Source organism: Rhizobium sp. NZLR1b, assembly GCF_019685155.1.
Classification (GTDB): Bacteria; Pseudomonadota; Alphaproteobacteria; order Rhizobiales; family Rhizobiaceae; genus Rhizobium.
Genome location: NZ_JABDWC010000005.1, coordinates 1 through 19494 on the forward strand (window position 1 = coordinate 1; position 19494 = coordinate 19494).

The window sequence follows — 19494 nt, forward strand, 5'->3', positions numbered from 1 at the left end:
CCGGCAAGAGCGACAATGGCGGCTCCGGCAAGAGCGACAATGGCGGCTCCGGCAAGAGCGACAATGGCGGCTCCGGCAAGAGCGACAATGGCGGCTCCGGCAAGAGCGACAATGGCGGCTCCGGCAAGAGCGACAATGGCGGCTCCGGCAACGGCTCCGGCAAGGGCGACAATGGCGGCTCCGGCAAGGGCGACAACGGCGGCTCCGGCAAGGGCGGCTCTGAATCCAAGCCGGACTAAGCTTATCCGCGCAGAAACGAAAAAGGTGAGGCCGGTCTCCGGCCTCGCCTTTTTGAGTCATCGCTTTGTATATCGATCGGTAGCAAGTACCGTGAGGGAACCAACGCGCGGATCGTTACCGCCGCTCGGCGAGCGCGAGCCTGCAGCCTTGCATATATGGGGGCAAACCGCGAATGCACTCTGCACAAGCGAAGGGTAATGAAGGATGCGCCGTGTAGCCCCCTCACCTACGCTCAGCGCATTTGAGGCTTGCGGGCATCCCTCGCTTCACGCCGCGCAGGTCTCGCACAATCCGCGGATCTCGATCGTCGTCTTCTCCGGCTTGAACTTCTGCCCGCGCACCCAGCTCATCAGCCGGTGGTCGACCTCGTGGTCGTGGAATTCCGTCACCTGGCCGCAGCTTTCGCAGATGGCGAAGGCGACGATGCCGTGGCTGTGGCAGTCGTCGCCGGGATGGGCACAGGCGACGAAGGAATTGATGCTTTCGAGCCGGTGCACGACGCCGTATTCGAGCAGTTTTTCCAGCGCCCGGTAGACTTGCAGCGGCGCGCGAAAACCGTGGTCGCGTAGCTTGTCAAGGATGGTATAGGCGCTGAGCGGCCCTTCGGCCTTTTCGAGCACATCAAAGACCAGCGACTGGTTCTTGGTGAGTTGCGGTGTCGTCATGAGCCTTGTCCTTGCATGACCGCGCGGTGCCGCCTGACGGGAAGCAGGCTGAACATGAAGAGGATCAGCGCCGCGACCACGATCGAGGGGCCCGACGGCGTGTCGTAGGTGAGCGAGCCGAACAGCCCGCCGACAACGGCCACAGCTCCGATCAGCGAGGAGAGCACCGCCATGATCTCCGGCGTCGCCGAAAAGCGCCGAGCCGCAGCCGCCGGAATGATCAGCAGCGAGGTGATGAGCATGATGCCGACGATCTTCATGGCGATGGCAATGACGACGGCCATCAGCAGCATAAAGAACAGCCGCGCGCGCTCCGGCTTCAGCCCCTCGGCCTCGGCAAGCTCGGCATTGACGGTTGCCGCGAGCAGCGGCCGCCAGAGCCAGGCCATTGCCACGAGCACGAAGAGCCCGCCACCCCAGATCAGCGCGATGTCGGTCGGGGAAACGGCGAGAATATCACCGAACAGGAAGGCGATGAGATCGATCCGCACCCAGCTCATGAAGGCGACCATGACCAGGCCGATTGCCAGTGTGGCATGCGAGAGGATGCCGAGCAGCGCATCGGCCGACAGCGCCTGGCGCTTCTGCAGGAAGAGCAGCAGCACCGACACGAGCGCGGCGACGGCAAAGACCGCCAGCGTCAGATTGAGTTCGAAGAGCAGCGACAGCGCGACGCCGAGCAGCGCCGAATGAGCGATCGTATCACCGAAATAGGCCATGCGCCGCCAGATGATGAAGCAGCCGAGCGGCCCCGTCGTCAGCGCCAGGCCGACGCCGGCAAGGATGGCGCGCACGAAGAAATCGTCAAGCATGGCGGCCCTCCCCACTGTGAGAATGGGCATGCGAGTGCTCATGTCCACGGTGATCGTCATGATCATGAGCGTGGTCGTGCGCATGATCGTGGTCATGCGCGTGATGTCCGTCGTCGGGGTGGCAGTGATCGGTGACCGTGCCGTCGGCATGCTGCACGCGCCCATCCGGCAGGTGCGTATGGTCGTGGTGATGGCTGTAGACGGCAAGCGTCTGCGCCGCCCGGCTGCCGAACAGGCGCACATATTCCGGGCTGCGGCTGACAGCCTCCGGCGTGCCGCGGCAGCAGACATGGCCGTTGAGGCAGATGACCGTATCGGTCTCGGCCATGACGACGTGGAGATCGTGCGAGATCAGCAGGATGCCGCAGCCAGTCGCATTGCGGATCGACTTAATAAGGTCGTAGAGCGCGATCTCGCCTGAGAAATCAACCCCCTGCACCGGCTCGTCGAGCACCAGCAGATCGGGTTTGCGGGCAATCGCGCGGGCCATCAGCGCCCGCTGGAATTCGCCGCCGGAGAGATGCTGCACCTCGGCATCAAGCATATGAGCGACGCCGGCGGATTCGAGCGCCGAAAGCATGTCACGCTCCGGCAGCGGGCCGGTCAGCGTCATCAACCGGCGCACCGAAAGCGGCAGCGTCCAGTCGATTGAGAGCTTCTGCGGGACGTAGCCCACTTTGAGGCCGGCCTTGCGCTCCACCCTGCCCTCATTGGGCTTCAACACGCCGATCGCCGCCTTGGCGCTGGTCGACTTGCCGGAGCCGTTCGGCCCGATCAGCGTGACGATCTCGCCGCGCGACACGGAAAATTCGACGCCGCGCACCAGCCAGCGGCCGTTGCGAAGGACGCCGACATTCTCAAGCGAAACCAGCGGTTCGGCCCTGATACCAGCGGGGGGCTTTGCGGGAGAGAGCATCAAATTTTCCGAAAGTGCTGTTGCGTCCTGCTATCGCACACGTTATAGCATAACGCAATTGATGTAATAACATAACAATTTGAATTCAAGCGGAGCATGCCAATGAAACGCGCCTTGGGGTCTGCCCTCAAAATGCTGGCCCTCAGAATGCCGGTTCTTGCAATCCCGGCTTTGGCAATCCCGGCTTTGGTAATCCCCGCTCTGTTCTTTGCCGGCACGATGCGTGCGGCGGATGCGCCTGTCGTCGTCACCTCGATCAAGCCGATCCATTCGCTGGTCTCGGCGATCATGCAAGGTGTGGGCGAGCCGGAACTGATCGTCGACGGCGCCGCCTCGCCGCACACCTACAATCTGAAGCCCTCGAACGCGCGGGCCTTGCAGGAAGCCAAGGTGATCTTCTGGGTTGGCCCCGGCCTCGAGGCCTTCCTCGAAAAACCGCTGCAGGCTCTGGGTTCGGATGCCAGCATCGCAGCACTCGACGACGCGCCCGGCCTCGTGAAGCTGCCGTTTCGCGAGGGCGGCGCATTCGAGCCGCATGACGACGGCGATGAACATAGCGAGGCCGAAGCCGCACATGGCGCCGAAGCCGACCATGATCACGACCACGGCGCCTTCGACACACATCTCTGGCTCGATCCGATGAACGCCAAGGCGATGGCCACCATGATCACCACGACGCTGGTCGCCGCCGATCCCGCCAATGCGCTGACCTATCAGGCCAATGCCAAGGCGCTGGACGACCGGCTGACGGCGCTGGACAAGGAGATCGCCGCCGCCGTCGCTCCCGTCAAGGACAAACCTTTCATCGTCTTCCACGACGCCTACCAATATTTCGAGCACCGCTACGGCATCCGCGTCGCCGGCTCGATCACCGTCAGCCCGGAAACCATCCCCGGCGCCGAGCGCGTCTCGGAAATCCACAGCAAGGTTGGCGAGCTTGGCGCAACTTGCGTCTTTGCCGAGCCGCAGTTCGAGCCGCGGCTCGTCGATGTCGTCATCGAGGGCACACGCGCCAAGTCAGCCGTGCTCGACCCCGAAGCCGCTACGCTGAAGGCCGGTCCTGATCTCTACTTCACCCTCATGCGCGGCATCGCCAACAGCATGAAGGACTGTCTCTCCAACGCATGACCACCATGCGGCGACGCGCGGAGAGAGCTGAGGCGGAAAGAGGCGGACAACCCCGTTCCGCTTTTTTTCGGCAATTCATAGGTAATGATATAACATTAATAATAATCTGATGAGGTCCCATGAACAACAGACTTCCCGTCACGGTGCTTTCAGGTTTTCTCGGCGCCGGCAAGACGACGCTACTCAACCATGTGCTCGCCAATCGCGAGGGTCTGCGCGTCGCCGTCATCGTCAACGACATGGGCGAAGTGAACATCGACGCTAGTCTGGTGCGCGATGGCGGCGCCAATCTCTCGCGCACGGAGGAGCAACTGGTCGAGATGACCAATGGCTGTATTTGCTGCACGCTGCGCGACGACCTGCTGGAGGAGGTACGCCAGCTCGCCGATCAGGGCCGCTTCGACTACCTGCTGATCGAATCCACGGGCGTCGCCGAGCCCCTGCCCGTCGCCACCACCTTCGAATTTCGCGACGAGAACGGCCAAAGCCTTTCGGACGTCGCAAGGCTCGATACGATGGCGACGGTCGTCGATGCCGCCAATCTGCTCGCCGACTACGCATCGGCCGATTTCCTCGCCGACCGCGGTGAAACGGCGGGCGACGGCGACGACAGGACCATCGTCGACCTGCTGGTCGAGCAGATCGAATTCGCCGATATCGTGGTGCTGAACAAGATCGGCACGGCAAGTGAGACGGAACGCGACGCCGCGCGGAAAATCATCATCGGCCTCAACCCCGATGTGAAGCTGATCGAGGCGGATTTCGGCAAGGTGGCGCTCAAGGAGGTGCTCGGCACCGGCCGCTTCGACATATCAAAGGCGGAGACCCATCCGCTCTGGTACAAGGAACTGCACGGTTTCCGCGACTATGTGCCGGAGACCGAAGAATACGGTATCCGCTCCTTCGTCTATCGCGAGAAGCGTCCCTTCCATCCGGCAAAATTGCAAGCCCTTCTCGACAGGACATGGCCGGGCGTGGTGCGCGCCAAAGGCTTCTTCTGGTTGGCGACGCGCCCGCATCACGTCGGCGAAATCAGCCAGGCGGGCGCGATCGTCCGCACCGGCAAGATGGGTCTGTGGTGGGCGTCGGTGCCGCGCGAACAATGGCCGGACGAGCCGGGCTTCCTGCGCGCCATCAGCCCCTATCTCGACCCCGTCTGGGGCGACCGTCGCCAGGAGATCGTCTTCATCGGCGCCGACCCCATGGACGAGACCTGGATCAGAAGAGAGCTCGACGCCTGTCTCGTCGAAACCGAAGTCTTCGCGCCCGAGCGCTGGCGAAACCTGCCCGACCCTTTCGCCAGCTGGAACCGCCAGGCGGCATGAAGGCAACGGCAATCAAACCCTACCGCTGCGTCTGCACGGAGTGTGATCCGTTGCCACCGATCAAGGGGCTGCATCCGTCGGCGCATGATGAGGATGTAAAGGTCGATGCCGGAAGTCCGAAGGGGTTGCTTGGCATCATCGCCGCCGTGCGCCGGAAGAATTAGCGCAGGCGTCACCTCACCCCACCCTCATCCCTGTGCTCGTCACAGGGATCCAGCCCACCCTCATCTCTGTGCTCGCTACAGGGATCCAGAGCGCCCAAGTCCTTACCGCGCGGACGCGCGGTGGCTGGATTCCTGTGACAGGAACAGGAATGAGCAGTGGGGGAAGCGATGGCGCTCTATCGAGACAAAATACCCACTCCAGCCAGGATCTCCACATTACTCCCAAAATCTGAAAGGGCGGCCGAAGCCGCCCTCCTCATATCCACCAATCAGCGACCAGCAATAATGCTGGAGATCACACCGCTGGTGACGCCGATCAGCAGGTAGTCGTTGTCGGCCCGGACCCAGCGATAGCCGCGCGGCGGCGCAGCCAGCCGGTAGCGGCGGTAGTCGTTGACGTCGTGAAACCGGCGGCGCTCGCTGGCGTTGACGCGGTACCCCTTCTTCCAGTGCGGCCGGACGACCGTTTTCTCGACGATCACCTTCTTCTGCACGACGACAGGCGGACGGCGATAATCATCGGCGCTGGCTTGGGAGACAACCATCGGGGAGAGAAGGAAGGAAGCGGAAAGGAGAGCTGCAAAAATCTTTTTCATGTGGGGTTCCTCGTGTTGGGCACGGGAGAGAACTAGGCCCGAAAAGATGAACCGAAACTGAAATTTAAATTAAACTTTCGTAACGGAATCTGTAGCCTGTAGCTCGGCGCTTATATTTTAGATTAGCCTTATACGCCATGCCGAGCAGCCGTTTTATTCGAGACGTCGTGATCGGCGGAGTCCGAAGATCGGATTCGATTTTCGGAAGGATTGGGCGCAGATTCAAAATCATGGAGCGTTTCTCCGCGGACCCGATCAGGAGCTTTGCGCCGCCGGACCGTCGTGCGGGATCGCTCGATAACAATGGAGGAAACCTATGCCCGGCATCAGCATGCGTTACATCGTCGACGACGTCGACGCCGCGTTGGAATTCTATACGAAACATCTTGGCTTCTCGATTGCGCTTCACCCCGCGCCCTCCTTCGCCATCCTGACCAAGGACGGGTTTCGTCTGCTCGTCAGCGGCACGACGGGACCGGGCGGAGCTTCCCAGCCAATGCCCGACGGGCGAAAACCTGAACCCGGCGGATGGAATCGCATCCAGATCGAGGTCGGCGACCTGGAGGCGGAGGTCGCGACGCTGCGCCAGGCGGGCGCGCGTTTTCGCAACGAGATCGTGCAAGGCATGGGTGGCAAGCAGATCGTGCTCGATGATCCGGCCGGAAACCCGATCGAACTCTTCGAGGCGCCGAAGAGATGAACGCCACGGCATCGATCATGCGGTCGGCTGCGCCCTCTTGTGCACCGCATCGGGCAACCGCGCACATCATCTGACGCGGTGGGCCGGCATCGGCATCATCACTGGAAGAACGGCGGCTGCGCCTTGCTACATGTGTGCGAGCGTGTAGTTTCGGGCTAGCATCATTTCAGAGGTAGGGAAAACATGTCCGAATCCGCGGGCGGGCTCTTCGACTATGTCGGGATACTAGCCGTGCTACTTCTCGTCGCAGCCAATGGCTTCTTCGTCGCCGCCGAATTCGCGCTGGTCTCGGTGAGGCGCAGTCGTGTCACCGAACTTGCCGCGGCCGGCCGCATGAATGCCTCAGCCCTTCAGCGCGCCGTCGACAATCTCGACGCCAACCTCGCAGCCACCCAGCTCGGCATCACCATCTCGTCGCTGGCGCTGGGCTGGGTCGGCGAACCGGCGCTTGCCCACCTGGTCGAACCTCTGCTGTCCTGGCTGCCCGGACAATGGGCGACCACAGGTGCACATACCGTCGCCATCGTCATTGCCTTCGTCATCATCACAGCACTCCACATCGTGCTCGGCGAGCTTGCACCGAAAAGCCTGGCGCTTCAGCGCAGCGAAGCCACTTCGCTTGCCGTGGTGCGTCCGCTCGGGCTTTTCCTGGTGCTGTTCAAGCCGGCGATCTTTGCTCTGAACGGCATGGGGAACCTGGTTTTGCGGGGTGTGGGTCTTCGTGCCGGAACCGGGGAATCGTCGTTCCATTCGCCGCAGGAGCTCAAGCTGCTGGTCGCCGAAAGCCAGGAGGCCGGCCTTCTCAACCAGGTGCAGCAGCAGCTTGTCGAGCGAGTCTTCAACATCGGCGACAGGCCGATCTCCGACATCATGACCCCGCGTCTCGATATCGAATGGTTCGACGCCGATGACAGCGAGGCGGAGATCCTGAAAACCATCCGCGAATGCAGCCACGAACAATTGCTGGTCGCCCGCGGCTCGATCGACGAACCGATCGGCATGGTGTTGAAGAAGGATCTTCTCGACCAGGTTCTCGACGGCGGCAAGGTCCGGCCGATGGCGGTGATCAAGCAACCACTGGTGCTGCACGAGGGCACCTCGGTCGTGCGTGTGCTCGACAGTTTCAAGGCCTCACCTGTCCGGCTCGCCATCGTTATCGACGAATATGGCAGCCTCGAAGGCATCGTCACCCAGACAGATCTGCTCGAAGCCATCGCCGGCGATCTGCCGGGATCCAATGAGGAGCCCGACATCGTCGTGCGGGAAGACGGATCGCTGTTGATCGATGCAATGATGCCGGCCTTCGACGCCTTCGAACGGCTGGGCCTGCGCGATCGCCCGGATGCGGATTTCCATACGCTTGCGGGCTTCGCGCTGCACCAGCTCCAGCATATCCCCGAAGCCGGCGAAACCTTCGTGTTCGACAGCTGGCGTTTCGAAGTGCTCGACATGGACGGCATGCGCATCGACAAGATGCTGGCGACGCGCATCCCTGCAGACGGGGTGGGAGCCTAAAGAATTTCGGTTTTTCTCCCACTCAGAAATGCTTAGTTTACTGATTTTTGCGCTATTCTGGACGCTACCGCTGCGGACCTTTGAAAGCGCTCTAGCTTACCGCCAGCGTCCAAAGCATTCCCGATATCGCACAGGCAAGCAACGTCGTGATGACCGATGTCTTGAACCGGAAGATCGCGATGGCGGCGGCGGCCGACAGCGCCATTGCCGCCGGCACGGCCGATTGCAGCACGGGGATATCGAGCCGCAGGCCGCCAAGGCGGACGGTCGCGACCTCGGCAAACAGCGTGTGCAGGCCAAACCAGATGGCGAGGTTGAGAATGACCCCGACCACAGCCGCCGTGATCGCCGACATCGCGCCGGCGAGCGCCACATTGCCGCGCAGTTTTTCGATGAACGGCGCGCCGAGGAAAATCCACAGGAAACAGGGCACGAACGTGACCCAGGTCGTCAAGATTGCCGCAAGCGTGGCGGCGAACATCGGATCGAGCGATCCGGGATTGCGGTAGGCGCCCATGAAGCCAACGAACTGAAGCACCATGATCAGCGGCCCCGGCGTCGTCTCGGCCATCCCCAGGCCATCCAGCATCTCGCCGGGTTTCAGCCAGCCGAAACGCTGCACGGCTTCCTGCGCGACATAGGCGAGCGCGGCATAGGCGCCGCCGAAGGTGACGACCGCCATCTTGCTGAAGAACAGACCGATCTCGGTGAAGACGTCGTGTGCCCCGAACGCTGCATAGAGGGCGGCGATGGGTAAAAGCCAGAGAGCAAGCAGAGCTGCCGACATACGCAGCGACCAGGCGAGATTGGGACGCGCATGATCAGGTATGCCGTCCCCGAGCGCAGACTCGGCATCCGAAAGCATCGAACCGCTCCCAGCCTTGTGGCCGCCACCCGGCCTGAAGGCGGCAAGCCCGAACCTGCCGCCGATGAAGCCGCTCATGCCGGCGGCAAGCACGATCAGCGGGAACGGCACGTGCAAGAAGAAGATAGCGACGAAGGCCACGGCCGCAATCAGGAGCATGACGTTGTTTCTGAGGGCGCGGCCGCCGATGCGGATGACGGCCTGCACGACGACGGCAAGCACCGCTGCCTTCAGCCCGAAAAACACACCGGCGACGATGCCGACGCTGCCATAAGCCGCGTAAATATAGCTGAGGCAGAGGATCGACAGGAATCCCGGCAGCACGAACAGCAGGCCGGCGACGAGACCGCCCAGCGTGCGGTGCATCAGCCAGCCGATATAGACGGCGAGTTGCTGCGCCTCGGGGCCGGGAAGCAGCATGCAATAATTCAGCGCATGCAGAAAACGATGCTCGCCGATCCATCGCTTCTCGTCGACAATGATCCGGTGCATGACGGCGATCTGGCCGGCCGGGCCACCGAAGCTCAAGGCGGCGACGCGCAGCCACACCTTGAAGGCTTCGCCGAACGAGACGCCGTGGTGATGCCCTTCTCCCGCATTTCTCTCCACCGTTTGGCCCGTAGGGCCATTGTCTGTCATCTCGGCCATCTCATGCCCTCTTCTTCGGCGCGGGCCAGTTGTGGGTTTCCTCGGTCGCGTCCCGGCACCAGCGGAAGAAGGCATCGTAGAGAAGCATTCCGGCCTCGAGCTGCTCCAGATCGTCGGAATACATCCTGGAGAGGCCGAGCGAAGCGGCAAGCAGGCCAGACGCCTCGGGCGCAAGATCGAACTTTGCGGTATCCGCCGCCCTGACGATCTGCGCCAGGCGCAGAAGCGGCTCGGACGCCAGGCCGAATTCCTCGACCATCACGTCGAAGGTGCAGAGCTCGCCGCGATGGCTCCAGAACACACCTTCGATATCGAAGGGTACGGCGCCGAAGCGCTCGCCGACGGCACACACTTCGGGCGCCGGGACGAACAGGAAGACGGCGTCCGGATCAACGAAGCGCCGGATCAGCCAGGGACAGGCAATGCGGTCGATTTTCGGCCGCGCGCGCGTCACCCAGACGGTGCGTCCTTCAGCGTCGCGGGGCGGCAGCTTTTCATCAGGCACCGCCGCTCCGCCAGCGATCCAGGCTTCGAAGCCGCCTTCGAGGCTTTCGGCGTCGATCCCGCTATGGCGCAGATAGGCGGCCACACCATGGCTGAGCTTGCTGCCCTTTTGACAGACCACAACGACGGCATCGGCATCGATGCTGCCCGCCCAGGACGCGACCTCGGCATGGTCGCGCCGGATCGAGCCCGGAACCAGGCGCGGATCGAGTGCGAAGTCCGCCTCGGTGCGAACATCGATAATGCAAGGCGCCCCGGGGGTTCCGATGAGGCGGCTGAGTTTTTCGGCGCAAATTTCGAGAAATGACGGCATGACGCGTCCCTCCGTTGATCGGTACTATTGGACGCGATTCTTCAGCATGACGCCTCGTGGGGTGATCGCGACCCCATGGCAAAACCATGGGCAACAGACCCCGTCGTGTCAAGCGGACGCTTGCATAGAACAGAGACGCGCAACGTTCACGTCGGAGCGGCTGTGGGCAAGCAAGCCCACAAGCAGACGGCCCTGGCTGCCGATTCTGGCGGGCTGCGGCGCGGAAACCCCTGATAGCAACCGGTTCCCGGCACCTGCACGGAACAAAATGCCCACTTCGGCATTCTTCTTTCACCGAAAGAGGAGAAAGTACCATGACGTACGACCCCAATAATGCCAACGACCCGAACCGCCCGCTGAACCCAAATCTGGATCTGCGCACCACGCCTAGCCCGCGCACCAATAATACGTGGGTTGTCTGGGTCGCTGCATTGGCCGTTATCGCTGTCGCTGCATTCGCCTATTCGCAGTGGAGCACCCCCGGCACATCCCCTGATACAACAGCCTCCACGACGCAATCCGAGCCGGCGCCGGCCAAGCCGATCGCTCCGACTGACAACCCTGCAACGCCTGCACCGGCACCAGCACCGGCACCGGCCACGCCGGCGGCGCCTGCCCAGCAGTAACAGTTGCTCACTCGAAAGAAGTCGGCAAAGCGCCGGCTTCTTTCTGCCGTGGGCTCTTGAACATTGTGAAACAAACCCTATTTGAGGGATAATAAATTTGTCTCTGACGGCTGACCACGGATGTACTGGCAGCCGTTATCGAGACAGATCGAGGAAGGGTCGGTGCGAGTTTCGCCCGGCCTTTTTTCTTGAGCGGGTTACCGAAGAATGCATGCCGGTGATGACGCTGAAATCAGCGATTGAAATCGGAAATTATTTCGGGATTCTGTTATAGAAGGACTGGGGATCGTACACGCACTGGTAGTCGAGAAGGCAAATTTTGCCGTTGCCATCCCTTAACCTCGCCGTTTCGTACTTGTCGCCCAGATTGCACCTGGCCGGTGGATAACGAAAGCTGCGGCCACCCAAGCCCATGCGCACGAAAACGGCTTTGTCTTTGCGGATGATCTGGGAAAGCTCATCGCAACTATGATCCTTGGCATTGACTTCCACCGCCTCGACGGCGAGGGCTGCGGACGGAAACAACAGCGCAACGGCCAGCACAACGCTTTTCATGAAAACTCCTGAATATGCAGATATGAAGTTGAGGCATCGCACCGATTCATGCCTCAAAAGCTAAGGGAAGTTATAGGGCGACGCGGGATCGAAGACACAGACATAGTCGAGAATGCACTGCTTCCCACCCGCATCGCGAAAACTCGTCGTCGCGCGCTTGTCGCCCATGCTGCATTGCGCTGGCGGATAGCGGAAGCTGCGGCCACCGAAGCCGACGCGGACAAAGACCTTTTTATTCTGACGGATAATCTGCGCAAGCTCGCTGCAGCTATGCTCGCTTGCCTTGACCTCCTTCGCCCCAGCGGCAAAGGCCGGCAACGGCAGCAACAACGCAATGGCTAGAATGACGCTTCTCATGAACCCCTCCCACTTATGAGAGAGCAAATAGGGCGCTGGGATCGACGCTGCCAGACCTGCGGACAGCCCGACCATGCCGCCCAGTCCGGAACAGTCTCCGGCAGGCCGGAAAACCCGGCCTGAATTCAAATAATTCAATATTATCAAGAGATTTTGGTGGGTGATGTAGGGCTCGAACCTACGACCCGCTGATTAAGAGTCAGCTGCTCTACCAACTGAGCTAATCACCCGTTCGCGCTTGGTTGCGCGGTGTGACGGGGCGTATAAACAGGATCGGCAGGCTTGTCCAGCACATCGGCGAATTTTCTTTGGTTAATCGCGAAGATTTTTCGGCATGGCTGCAATGCAGCGCGCAACCCCGACCATCGGAACCGATTTTCGGCAAGGATTATGCGCAGATTCAAAGCGATAAGGCGTTCTTAGCTATCGGACGCGCGGCGCTCTGGTGAAATCAAAGGTCGAGCGTGCCGCTGGCCAGTCGCACCGCCTGGCCGCCGATCCGCGCATTGGAAATCGCCCCGCCGTCGACATCGATATGCAGGTGGATGAAGGATGGCCGACCCATCTCGACGCCCTGCTCGATCATGATCGGGTGATGCCCGTCCGTCAGCCGGTCGAAATGGTGGATGGCACCGGAGAGTGCTGCCGCCGCCGAGCCGGTGGCCGGGTCTTCGACGATCCCCATGCCGCTTGCGAACATGCGCGCATGGAACTTCGCTACGTGGTTGACGCCGCCGCGGCAATACACATAGGCCGAGGCAAGCGCACCGTCGACGAAGGGCACGATCTTTTCCCAGAGCTGCGGATCGAATTCCACCCGCTGCGCGGCTCCGACATCGTGCACCGGGATGAGCAGGAAGGGAACGCCGGCGCTCCAGACCGAGGGCACGTGATTTTCGAAGCCGATCTCGGTCACCTTCAGCGACAGCGCATCGGCCATGCCGAGTTTGTCGAGCGGCATGATGGCCGGCTGCGATTTACGCGGCAGGTCGAATTCCGCAAAACTCGCCTCGCCCTCCCTAAGCCGCACGGCGCAGCGCACCGGCCCGACATTTTCCTCAAGCACCGTAACGAGATCGAGCATCGCAGCGCCATGCGCCCGCTCGGCCAGCGCCACCGCCGTACCGACCGTCGGATGGCCCGCAAACGGCAGTTCGCGCCCGGGCGTGAATATCCTGAGCTTCGCCGCATAGGCGGGATTGCTCGAAGGCTGCACGAACACCGTTTCGGAGAGATTGATCTCCCGGGTGATCGCCTGCATCGCCTCGTCGCTGAGATCGTCGCCGTCGAAGATCACCGCCAGCGGGTTGCCCGCAAGCTTTCGATCGGTGAACACGTCATAGACGCTGTAGCTGCGCGCCACATCGGCCTCCTTGAATCGGTCATCGCGCCGCCAACCTGCCCGACCAAACGGCCGAGTGCAAGGCGCTAAGTCCGCATGGGTGCAAGGAGCAAAAGCCGCGGCCTGTCCTTCGAGGCTCCGGTCTTTGGCCGGGTGCCTCAGGATGCGGGGCGTTGGAGGATGCCGCGACCTGTCTCCGACCTCATCTGAGGTGCCCCGCAGTGGCCTCGAAGGACGAGTTCGGCCTCCCGCCTCTTATGCGCCCGCCTTGCCGAAATACCAGCTAATCACCGGTAGCATCGAGATGTTATAAGGATGCGCCGAGGGGTCCGCCGAGCGGATGGCCACCGCACCGGCGATCTCCTTGTCCTCGGCGACCAGCATGTGGGCTTCGATCCGCTTCACCATCTCGTCCGCCGTCATGTCGAAGCGGAAGAGCCGCATGAGCGTTACCGTGCGTCTGGAATAGCTGGCGTAGAGCCCCGGCCCGGCCGCCGCGTCGGCGAGGTCCAGGCCTGTCTCTTCGTGGACTTCGCGGCGCATATTGGCCTCGATGTCGCAACGCCCGTCGACGATGTCCTCCTGTTCCAGCGAGCCGGCGGCGAAATAGACCTGGCCGGGATTGGCGGTGTGGGCGCCCATGCGGATCGCCACCAGCGCGCCGTCGGCGCTTTCGAGCACCGGATAGGCAAAGATATGCAGGCCGCCCTGACGCTGCGGCTGCCGGCGCCACCACATGAAAGCGGAAAAGGGAGTAACGTAGCCCTCGCCCGCAATCCCGTCTTCACTGAACGACAGCCGCTGCTGGAACACCAAGCGCCCATCGAACAGCGCCGGGTTGGCGGCCGTTTCCTTGGCCCAGTTTTCGCGGATCGCTGCCTCCTCGGCGAGGACGAAGGGATGGCTGCCGGGCAGGACGCGCAGATTAACGCCGGCGATCGGGAAAACCGTCGCCTCCGGCGGCCAGCCGGCGAAATCATCGGAAAGGTCGCTCGTCGGAAATTTCATGTTCAAATTCGTTTTCATGTTCGCTTTCAGGGGAGATCCAGTGTCATGACAACGGGGCAATGATCGGACGCTTTCGGCCTGTCCCAGCCGGTGCGCGGGTAACGTTCCACCTCCTGCCCCGGCGGGAAGATGGTGCGGTAGGGTTGGCCGCTGCGGACAATTTCCGGCAGGCGGCCGGCATTGTGGGCGGCGAGATCAGGTGAAAGCCAGAGATAATCGAGCTGGCAGAGCCACTGCTCCTGCGGCCCGCGCGCGTGATAGAGCGTCCAACGGTCGAGGGGCTCGCGGCGGCGCACGACGTTTTCGGCAAAGCCGTCATGGCTGAAAACGTCGAGTGCGCTCTCGGCCTCATCGTGGTGCTCGAAACGATAGCCGGCCCCGCGGCGGCCGATGACATCGACGCGCTCCTGATAATCGTTCATGTCGCCGCAGATGGCGAAGCTCCTCGCGCCGGCTTGATCCGCACCGAAGCGATCCTCGATGATGCGCCGCACAGCGCGCGCCTCGGCGCGGCGGATCGGCATCGTCGATTGCCGCCCGTCCAGCCCGTCGCGCGGATTGCCCATCGACTTGAAATGCACGACATAGAGCGAGAACGGCCGACCACCGATCAGAAGATCGAGTTCCAGGCAGTCGCGTTTGAAGATCTTGTCGTCGACGCGGTTGGTAAGCGCCAGCTCCTCGTCGAAGAGATCGAGATCGCGATAGGTCGTCATCGCATGGCTTCTTATACCCCTGAGCTCGATCTTCTGGCCGTCGCGCGTTTCCTCGCGCATCAGCACGGCGACATCGATGCCGCGGCTGTCATTACCCTCCACCAGATATTTCTGCCGGTAGCCGTTTCCGACCATGCGGAAGAGATAACCATATTCGAAGGCTTGAAGGGCGGCCATATTATCGATTTCCTGCAGGCAGAGGATATCGGCATCCGCATCGGCGATCGCCAGCGCCGTCATCTGCCTGGTGTCGTCGGTGGCGGCGATCACCCGCGCCTGCTCAAGCTGCTGATAGACACCCTCGCTCGACACCTCGAAAAGCTTGATGACGCGGTCCTGGCGTAGCTGGTTGCGAAAGCCGGTGAAATCGAAACGGGTCAGGAGATTTTCGACATTGAAGGTGGCGAGGCGAAGCGACATGGCAGGAGTCCGGTTGCGAGCAGTACCTTAACCGGCAATCGCCGCAGGAAAAGGTGGCGCGGCCAAGAAAGTTGCGGACAAATGCCCTCTGCGCCTAGATATGGCTGGGCGGGCTTGAGGTGGCGGAGTCGTGAGGTTGGCTCGGCGCGCTATTGGAACTGCTCGATGAGCTCCCGTTGCTCGAACTGCCATGTAATTCACTTGGCTTAAATGTTCGGGTTTTCCATTCGCCATCCCGTTTCTGCGGCTGTAAAGATGGGCATCCCTGAAGCACGCTCGCGGCACTCAAAAGAACCGCCGAAAGCACGAAAACGGATCGAATACGCCTTACTTGAACTGGAATGCGAGTATGGTCCCTCAATAAACTGATTATCGCGGGGGTTTTGCTTAGTCCATTGCGTTCGTAATAACTTAGCCGTTTGCTTTACATCATGGATGGCTAGATCGAATTCGGAAGAGATATTCAATTTTTTGGCGATTCGTAAGAAGATAACCGCGATTTTCAATCTTATATTGCCGATCTTCAACTGGCTCACCGTAAAAGTCGAGACTTCCTCCATCAAGCCGCCACCCGGCGCGGATGACGACGCGCACCGCTTCACCGGGCAAGACAGCCACGCGGCTGAAAGCGCGCAGCGTCTGGCCGTTGCCGAGCGTGAGTTTGACGGCATAGCGCTCGCCTTCGAACAGCACGGTTTCGACAACTGCCGGAGCCCCCTCGCCGCCGATGATCACATCCTCCGGCCGCACCAGGATATCGGCGCCATCGGCATTGGCCGCCTGCAGTGCATCCTGCAGCTCGTCCCACTCCAGATGGCGTTCGCTTCCCATGACCGGCAGCGTAAGGACGGCCCCTCGCCCGATCAGCCCTCCGACAACATGCCCCTCCGGCCGTGCGTAGATCTCGGCCGGCGGCGCCACCTGCAGCAGGCGGCCTTCGGACATCACGGCGACGTCGGTTGCCAGCGCCATCGCCTCGCTCTGGTCGTGGGTGACGTAGATCATTGTCGCGCCGGAGCGCTGGTGAAACTCGCGAAAAGTCTCCTCCATCTCGTGTTTCAGATGCTGGTCGAGATTGGCGAAGAGACCGTTTGATGATCCTCGCTTGGAATTAATTGAAAGCGTAAGCTAACGCGAGCGCTTCACGCAGGCGTGAACGCCCGGCCATTGCCATCGAGCCGCTTTGCGGTACGTCAATCATTTTTCGATGAAGGAGGAGTTTCAATGGAATATCGTTCGCTCGGCCGTTCCGGCCTGAAGATCTCCACATTGACCATGGGCACAATGACCTTCGGCGGCGTCGGATGGGCGAAGACCGTCGGTGACCTCGGCGTCTCGGAGGCGCGCAAGATGATCGATATGTGCATCGATGCCGGCATCAACCTGATCGACACCGCCAATGCTTATTCCAATGGTGAATGCGAAAACATCATCGGCGATGTGCTCTCCGGCAAACGGCCGCAAGGCGTGCTGCTGGCCACCAAGGCCCGTTTCGGCATGGGTGACGGCCCGAACGATCAGGGCCTGTCGCGCTACCACCTGATTCGGGAATGCGAAGCGAGCCTCAAACGCCTGAAGACCGATGTCATCGACCTCTACCAGGTGCATGAATGGGACGGCCAGACGCCGCTCGAAGAGACGATGGAAGCCCTCGACACCCTGATCAAGCAGGGCAAGGTGCGTTACGTCGGCTGCTCGAACTATTCCGGCTGGCACATCATGAAGGCGCTTGGCATTGCCAACGAGCACCGCTACCAGCGCTTCGTCAGCCAGCAGATCCATTATACGCTGGAAGCCCGCGACGCCGAATACGAGTTGCTGCCGATCGCAATCGACCAGGGCCTCGGCGTGCTGGTCTGGAGCCCGCTTGCCGGCGGCCTGCTTTCCGGCAAGCATCGCCGCAACCAGGCTGCTCCCGAAGGCACGCGCCAGTTCGCCGGCTGGACCGAACCGCCGATCCGCGACGAAAACCGCCTCTGGAATATCGTCGAGACGCTGGTCGCGATCGGCGAGGAACGTGGCGTCTCAGCCGCCCAGGTGGCGCTCGCATGGCTGATCGGCCGCAAGGCAGTGACCTCGGTCATCATCGGCGGCCGCACCGACGCCCAGTTCCGCGACAACATCGCCGCCGCCGAACTGACGCTCACGGGCGAGGAGCGCAAGCGCCTCGACGCCGTCAGCCTGCCGCCGGTGATCTATCCCTATTGGCATCAGCTGAACACGGTCAGCGACAGGCTCGGTGAAGCCGATCTCGAGCTTTTCGGCCCGCATCTTCAGCGATAGGCGATCATGACGGCGCCGTAGTAGACCGCGTCGGCTACGGCAAGAGCGAAACGGCGAACGAAGGCTGGACGACGATCTTCTGATTGGCGCTGGCTGGCTGCTCCCCCTTCTCCCCACCGGGGAGAAGGGGGCCCGAAGGGTCGGATGAGGGGGCCACACGGCGGGCCTTTGCTTGCCTTCGCTTGCGCTCGGCGCATTCGCGGCGTTCGCCGCTCACCCCCTCATCTGCCTGCCGGCATCTTCTCCCCAGCTCGCGCGCACGCCACGCCCACCCTCGCCGCAACCTGCAGCGATCAGCCGCCGATCTCGGCCGCAATCAGCGCGCCCAGGCGACCGATGCCGTCCTCGATCATCTGCTCGTTGGCGCACGAGAAGCTGACGCGGAAGGTGTTGGCGCCCGAACCATCGGCGAAGAAGGCCTTGCCGGGCACGAAGGCGACCTTGGCGGTTTCGAGCGATTTCGCCAACAGCTTGGCGCCGTCCATGCCTTCCTGCAGTGTGATCCAGATGAACATGCCGCCTTCCGGCTTCGTCCAGCTGGTGCCCTTGGGCATATATTTCTCGAGCGCCGCCAGCATGCAGTCGCGGCGACGGCTGTAGGTGGCCTTGATCTTAGCGACCTGGGCATCGAAGCCGCGCTCGGCGACATCGGCAATTGCCATCTGGTTGATCGTCGAAGAATGCAGGTCGGCCGCCTGCTTCATCAGCACCAGCTTGCGGATGACGGGGGCATTTGCGACGACGAAGCCGACGCGAAGGCCGGGCGCCAGCGTCTTCGAGAAGCTGCCGCAATAGATCGTGCGCGTATCGTTGATATGCCCCTTCTCGGCGATCTCCAGCGCCAGGATCGGCGGGATCGGGTCGCCGTCGTAACGCAACGACTGATAGGCGGCGTCTTCGATGACGGCGATCTCAAGTTCTTCGGCCAGCGCCAAAACCTTCCGGCGGCCATCGAGATCGACCGTTTCGCCGGTCGGGTTGGAGAAGTCGGCGGAGAGATAGGCGAACTTCACCTTCCCGCCGGCTGCCGCTGCGGCCGCGCGGTAGGAGTCCGGCGTTCGGTTGCCGTTCGGCGTTAGCTGGTCGTAGGCCGGCTCATAGGCGTTGAAGGCCTGCAGCGCGCCAAGATAGGTCGGCCATGTCACCAGCGCGGTATCGTTCGGCGACAGGAACAACTTGCCGAGATAATCGAGGCCCTGCTGCGAGCCGGAGACGATGAAGACATTGTCGAGTTCGCAGGGAATGCCGAGATCGGCCATCTGCCGGACCAGCCATTCGCGCAGCGGCTTGTAGCCTTCGCTGACCGAATATTGCAGCGCCGAATTGACGGCAGCGCCAGCGAAAATATCGGCATAGGCCTGCTTGAACTCCTGATCGGGAAACAACGCCGGATCCGGAATGCCGCCAGCAAAGGAAATGATGTCAGGTCGGTCGAGAAGCTTCAAAAGCTCGCGGATCTCGGATGCGCGCATGCGCGACGAGCGCGACGCAAACATGGTGTCCCAGTTCAGCATGGGGTTTCCTCGTATTTTCTATTCCCTGCAGCAGACCATGCCGGGGAATTTATGTCAATAATGCTGACCTATTTTCTTGTCATGGTGACATGTTGGAATCTTATATTCAAAAGCCTTTGATGTTCGGGAATTCACTTGATGTAGCCGCCATCCGATGTCGAAGGCATCGGTTGCGAATTTGCTGCTCGACGTCAGCCACATCAAACGGTTATTCCTCTGATCAAAGTCGAAACCGGCTGATTCAGACCCTTTCAAGACCTACTCGGCGGCGGTAGTGTCGCC

The 19494-nt window shown here is 61.7% G+C and carries 20 protein-coding genes, 1 tRNA gene and 1 pseudogene; 8 read left to right on the plus strand and 14 right to left on the minus strand.

Going from position 1 to position 19494, the window contains the following annotated elements:
* Window positions 1-239, plus strand: a 239-nt coding sequence (locus HJB84_RS08705) for a hypothetical protein (protein WP_221115728.1), incomplete at its 5' end; no start/stop codon positions are given.
* Window positions 240-506: 267 nt separating this feature from the next.
* Here HJB84_RS08705 and HJB84_RS08710 read toward each other — a convergent pair.
* From HJB84_RS08710 to znuC, 3 genes are read right to left on the minus strand one after another with little or no spacing between them, the layout of a single operon-like run.
* Complete coding sequence (locus tag HJB84_RS08710) at window positions 507-905, minus strand: Fur family transcriptional regulator (protein ID WP_207581016.1); 399 nt, start codon at window positions 903-905, stop codon at window positions 507-509.
* Entirely contained in the window at window positions 902-1717 is an 816-nt protein-coding gene (znuB, locus tag HJB84_RS08715) for a zinc ABC transporter permease subunit ZnuB (protein ID WP_207581017.1), read from the minus strand. The genes HJB84_RS08710 and znuB overlap by 4 nt, the downstream gene beginning before the upstream one ends.
* Entirely contained in the window at window positions 1710-2633 is a 924-nt protein-coding gene (gene znuC, locus HJB84_RS08720) for a zinc ABC transporter ATP-binding protein ZnuC (RefSeq protein ID WP_221115729.1), read from the minus strand. Before znuC ends, znuB begins: the two co-directional genes overlap by 8 nt.
* Window positions 2634-2735: 102 nt before the next feature.
* On the opposite strand from znuC, the gene HJB84_RS08725 reads away from it, so the two are divergent.
* The 3 genes from HJB84_RS08725 to HJB84_RS08735 all read left to right on the plus strand — a co-directional run bounded on the left by HJB84_RS08725 (window position 2736) and on the right by HJB84_RS08735 (window position 5250).
* Complete coding sequence (locus tag HJB84_RS08725; protein ID WP_311044138.1) at window positions 2736-3761, plus strand: zinc ABC transporter substrate-binding protein; 1026 nt, start codon at window positions 2736-2738, stop codon at window positions 3759-3761.
* A 119-nt stretch (window positions 3762-3880) separates the two neighbouring features.
* Entirely contained in the window at window positions 3881-5086 is a 1206-nt protein-coding gene (locus tag HJB84_RS08730; RefSeq protein ID WP_221115730.1) for a GTP-binding protein, read from the plus strand.
* Window positions 5083-5250: a hypothetical protein gene (locus HJB84_RS08735; protein WP_207581020.1), complete on the plus strand. Its 168-nt coding sequence runs from the start codon at window positions 5083-5085 to the stop codon at window positions 5248-5250. Before HJB84_RS08730 ends, HJB84_RS08735 begins: the two co-directional genes overlap by 4 nt.
* 269 nt (window positions 5251-5519) lie before the next feature.
* Here the strand turns inward: HJB84_RS08735 and HJB84_RS08740 are convergent, their stop codons facing one another.
* Window positions 5520-5846, minus strand: a complete 327-nt coding sequence (locus HJB84_RS08740) for an RcnB family protein (RefSeq protein WP_221115731.1) — start codon at window positions 5844-5846, stop codon at window positions 5520-5522.
* 316 nt (window positions 5847-6162) lie between these two features.
* Here HJB84_RS08740 and HJB84_RS08745 point away from each other — a divergent pair, with 316 nt between their 5' ends.
* Both HJB84_RS08745 and HJB84_RS08750 read left to right on the plus strand, forming a co-directional pair.
* Complete coding sequence (locus tag HJB84_RS08745; protein WP_207581022.1) at window positions 6163-6546, plus strand: VOC family protein; 384 nt, start codon at window positions 6163-6165, stop codon at window positions 6544-6546.
* 183 nt (window positions 6547-6729) lie between these two features.
* Window positions 6730-8061: a hemolysin family protein gene (locus HJB84_RS08750; RefSeq protein WP_207581023.1), complete on the plus strand. Its 1332-nt coding sequence runs from the start codon at window positions 6730-6732 to the stop codon at window positions 8059-8061.
* Window positions 8062-8152: 91 nt separating this feature from the next.
* On the opposite strand, the gene chrA is transcribed toward HJB84_RS08750, so the two are convergent.
* Together chrA and HJB84_RS08760 are read right to left on the minus strand one after the other, a co-directional pair.
* Complete coding sequence (gene chrA / locus HJB84_RS08755) at window positions 8153-9574, minus strand: chromate efflux transporter (RefSeq protein WP_207581024.1); 1422 nt, start codon at window positions 9572-9574, stop codon at window positions 8153-8155.
* A gap of 1 nt (window position 9575) precedes the next feature.
* Window positions 9576-10391: a sulfurtransferase/chromate resistance protein gene (locus tag HJB84_RS08760; protein WP_221115732.1), complete on the minus strand. Its 816-nt coding sequence runs from the start codon at window positions 10389-10391 to the stop codon at window positions 9576-9578.
* 314 nt (window positions 10392-10705) lie between these two features.
* Here HJB84_RS08760 and HJB84_RS08765 point away from each other — a divergent pair, with 314 nt between their 5' ends.
* Entirely contained in the window at window positions 10706-11017 is a 312-nt protein-coding gene (locus HJB84_RS08765) for a hypothetical protein (protein WP_207581026.1), read from the plus strand.
* 252 nt (window positions 11018-11269) lie between these two features.
* Here the strand turns inward: HJB84_RS08765 and HJB84_RS08770 are convergent, their stop codons facing one another.
* The 7 genes and pseudogenes from HJB84_RS08770 to HJB84_RS08800 all read right to left on the minus strand — a co-directional run.
* Entirely contained in the window at window positions 11270-11572 is a 303-nt protein-coding gene (locus tag HJB84_RS08770) for a hypothetical protein (protein ID WP_207581027.1), read from the minus strand.
* 60 nt (window positions 11573-11632) lie between these two features.
* A complete protein-coding gene (locus tag HJB84_RS08775) occupies window positions 11633-11929 on the minus strand; it encodes a hypothetical protein (protein WP_207581028.1) in 297 nt (98 codons plus the stop codon).
* A 154-nt stretch (window positions 11930-12083) separates the two neighbouring features.
* A tRNA-Lys gene (locus tag HJB84_RS08780) sits at window positions 12084-12159 on the minus strand.
* Window positions 12160-12380: 221 nt separating this feature from the next.
* Window positions 12381-13292, minus strand: coding sequence for a PhzF family phenazine biosynthesis protein (locus HJB84_RS08785; RefSeq protein ID WP_221115733.1), 912 nt, complete (start codon window positions 13290-13292; stop codon window positions 12381-12383).
* Window positions 13293-13526: 234 nt separating this feature from the next.
* On the minus strand, window positions 13527-14297 hold the full coding sequence (locus tag HJB84_RS08790) for an NUDIX hydrolase (protein WP_207581030.1): 771 nt from the start codon (window positions 14295-14297) through the stop codon (window positions 13527-13529).
* Window positions 14298-14305: 8 nt separating this feature from the next.
* Window positions 14306-15415: an endonuclease/exonuclease/phosphatase family protein gene (locus HJB84_RS08795; protein ID WP_207581031.1), complete on the minus strand. Its 1110-nt coding sequence runs from the start codon at window positions 15413-15415 to the stop codon at window positions 14306-14308.
* A 561-nt stretch (window positions 15416-15976) separates the two neighbouring features.
* Window positions 15977-16495 (minus strand): annotated as a pseudogene (locus HJB84_RS08800) (TOBE domain-containing protein); the annotation flags it as partial.
* Window positions 16496-16639: 144 nt separating this feature from the next.
* Between HJB84_RS08800 and HJB84_RS08805 the strand changes: the two are divergent.
* Window positions 16640-17698, plus strand: a complete 1059-nt coding sequence (locus HJB84_RS08805) for an aldo/keto reductase (protein ID WP_207581032.1) — start codon at window positions 16640-16642, stop codon at window positions 17696-17698.
* Window positions 17699-17991: 293 nt separating this feature from the next.
* Here HJB84_RS08805 and HJB84_RS08810 read toward each other — a convergent pair whose 3' ends face one another.
* Window positions 17992-19212 (minus strand): PLP-dependent aminotransferase family protein, encoded by a 1221-nt coding sequence (locus HJB84_RS08810; RefSeq protein ID WP_221115734.1) that lies wholly within the window; start codon window positions 19210-19212, stop codon window positions 17992-17994.
* Between the last annotated feature and the right edge of the window lie 282 nt (window positions 19213-19494).

Coding starts and splice junctions, on each gene's coding strand:
- HJB84_RS08735 (WP_207581020.1), top strand. CDS start 5,083: ATGAAGGCAACGGCAATCAAACCCTACCGCTGCGTCTGCACGGAGTGT.
- HJB84_RS08775 (WP_207581028.1), bottom strand. CDS start 11,929: ATGAGAAGCGTCATTCTAGCCATTGCGTTGTTGCTGCCGTTGCCGGCC.
- HJB84_RS08760 (WP_221115732.1), bottom strand. CDS start 10,391: ATGCCGTCATTTCTCGAAATTTGCGCCGAAAAACTCAGCCGCCTCATC.
- HJB84_RS08745 (WP_207581022.1), top strand. CDS start 6,163: ATGCCCGGCATCAGCATGCGTTACATCGTCGACGACGTCGACGCCGCG.
- znuB (WP_207581017.1), bottom strand. CDS start 1,717: ATGCTTGACGATTTCTTCGTGCGCGCCATCCTTGCCGGCGTCGGCCTG.
- chrA (WP_207581024.1), bottom strand. CDS start 9,574: ATGGCCGAGATGACAGACAATGGCCCTACGGGCCAAACGGTGGAGAGA.
- HJB84_RS08725 (WP_311044138.1), top strand. CDS start 2,736: ATGAAACGCGCCTTGGGGTCTGCCCTCAAAATGCTGGCCCTCAGAATG.
- HJB84_RS08765 (WP_207581026.1), top strand. CDS start 10,706: ATGACGTACGACCCCAATAATGCCAACGACCCGAACCGCCCGCTGAAC.
- HJB84_RS08740 (WP_221115731.1), bottom strand. CDS start 5,846: ATGAAAAAGATTTTTGCAGCTCTCCTTTCCGCTTCCTTCCTTCTCTCC.
- HJB84_RS08730 (WP_221115730.1), top strand. CDS start 3,881: ATGAACAACAGACTTCCCGTCACGGTGCTTTCAGGTTTTCTCGGCGCC.
- HJB84_RS08710 (WP_207581016.1), bottom strand. CDS start 905: ATGACGACACCGCAACTCACCAAGAACCAGTCGCTGGTCTTTGATGTG.
- HJB84_RS08805 (WP_207581032.1), top strand. CDS start 16,640: ATGGAATATCGTTCGCTCGGCCGTTCCGGCCTGAAGATCTCCACATTG.
- HJB84_RS08770 (WP_207581027.1), bottom strand. CDS start 11,572: ATGAAAAGCGTTGTGCTGGCCGTTGCGCTGTTGTTTCCGTCCGCAGCC.
- znuC (WP_221115729.1), bottom strand. CDS start 2,633: ATGCTCTCTCCCGCAAAGCCCCCCGCTGGTATCAGGGCCGAACCGCTG.
- HJB84_RS08795 (WP_207581031.1), bottom strand. CDS start 15,415: ATGTCGCTTCGCCTCGCCACCTTCAATGTCGAAAATCTCCTGACCCGT.
- HJB84_RS08750 (WP_207581023.1), top strand. CDS start 6,730: ATGTCCGAATCCGCGGGCGGGCTCTTCGACTATGTCGGGATACTAGCC.
- HJB84_RS08810 (WP_221115734.1), bottom strand. CDS start 19,212: ATGCTGAACTGGGACACCATGTTTGCGTCGCGCTCGTCGCGCATGCGC.
- HJB84_RS08790 (WP_207581030.1), bottom strand. CDS start 14,297: ATGAAAACGAATTTGAACATGAAATTTCCGACGAGCGACCTTTCCGAT.